We start from the raw sequence: 930 nt of genomic DNA, 5'->3' as shown, positions 1-930 counted from the left end.
CATCGAATTCTAGAAAACGGGACGTTGGGGCGGCCCGGTCTTGGGTCGCTCCAAAGGTCCGATGTGTCGAGGGCGATCAAGCCCCGGACGAGCGGATGCGAGACATCCTGGAGGAACGCTGAAATGACCAAGGTTCTCATCCACCCACTGGTCGATGACGGAGTAAAGCCCGGCTCGGCGGATTTCGCCGGCGGGACGCTGACCTGCCTCTGCGCCGACAGGCCCGTGACGGTCGCCGTGGCCAGCCAGGTGGCGCACAACCATGCTTGCGGCTGCACCAAGTGCTGGAAGCCCGCCGGAGCGGATTTCTCGGTCGTCGCCGTGGCGCCGACCAGCACGGTCACCGTGACGGCCAACGGCGACAAGCTGGCCGTTGTCGATCCCAGCGCGGTGATCCAGCGTCACGCCTGCAAGGTCTGCGGCGTTCACATGCATGGCCCGGTAGAGAAGGAAGGCCATCCCTTCTTCGGCCTGACGTTCGTCCACCCGGAACGCTTCGTCGAGGACGGCGCGGCCGAGCCCGGTTTCGCGGCGTTTGTGTCGTCCGTGATCGAGGGCGGGGTTCACCCCGACAAGATGGCCGGCGTGCGCGCCCGTCTCCGGGAGCTGGGCCTGGAGCCCTATGACTGCCTGAACCCGCCGCTGATGGACTACATCGCCACTCACGTGGCGAAAGCCTCCGGCGTGTTGCCAGCCTAGAGCCTTTAGCCCGAAATCGGAATCGATTTCAGGCGCAAAAAAGGTTCTAAATCAAATGTTTAGAGCGTGAGGCTGAAACCGGTTCCTACTTTCAGCCTCACGCTCCAGGCGCGCTGTTTTTCTCGCATCGAAGCTTGGCGACATGGCCTCGTGTCGCCAAGCGTTTCTCGGCGGCCGGCGTCTTTGATTTGTCCGTGAACCAGCAGGTCGGAATTTCCCTTACATGAGCAG

The 930-nt window shown here is 62.9% G+C and carries 1 protein-coding gene; it reads left to right on the top strand.

Annotated features, from left to right (window positions below; genetic code table 11):
* Positions 1-123 precede the first annotated feature (123 nt).
* Positions 124-699 carry an S-(hydroxymethyl)glutathione synthase gene (gene gfa / locus FCU40_RS23010; protein WP_004621222.1) on the top strand — a complete coding sequence of 192 codons (576 nt, stop codon included), beginning with the start codon at positions 124-126 and terminating at the stop codon, positions 697-699.
* Positions 700-930: the final 231 nt, after the last annotated feature.

This window comes from Caulobacter sp. SSI4214, from assembly GCF_012184455.1.
Classification (GTDB): domain Bacteria; phylum Pseudomonadota; class Alphaproteobacteria; order Caulobacterales; family Caulobacteraceae; genus Caulobacter; species Caulobacter vibrioides_E.
The sequence above is the reverse complement of the archived record's forward strand: the minus strand, read 5'-3'. Positions and strand labels throughout refer to the sequence as shown.